This is a genomic window from Janthinobacterium rivuli (assembly GCF_009208735.1).
In the GTDB taxonomy this organism is placed as follows: domain Bacteria; phylum Pseudomonadota; class Gammaproteobacteria; order Burkholderiales; family Burkholderiaceae_D; genus Janthinobacterium.
In genome coordinates, this window is record NZ_WFLJ01000115.1 from 1 (window position 1) to 220 (window position 220).

At 52.3% G+C, this 220-nt stretch carries 1 rRNA gene; it reads right to left on the reverse strand.

Annotated elements, in window-relative coordinates:
* Positions 1-220: ribosomal RNA gene (locus GCN78_RS29185) — 23S ribosomal RNA — on the reverse strand; the annotation flags it as partial.

A 220-nucleotide genomic window follows, 5' to 3' on the forward strand; every position in this document is an offset into this window, starting at 1 on the left:
CGGTCGATTACGAGTATTTAGCCTTGGAGGATGGTCCCCCCATATTCAGACAGGATGTCACGTGTCCCGCCCTACTTGTCGTACGCTTAGTATCACCGGTCCGATTTCACATACGGGGCTATCACCCACTATGGCTCCTATTTCCAGAGGATTCTGTTATCGGTCCGACTATCACGTACAGGCTCTTCCCATTTCGCTCGCCGCTACTTTGGGAATCTCG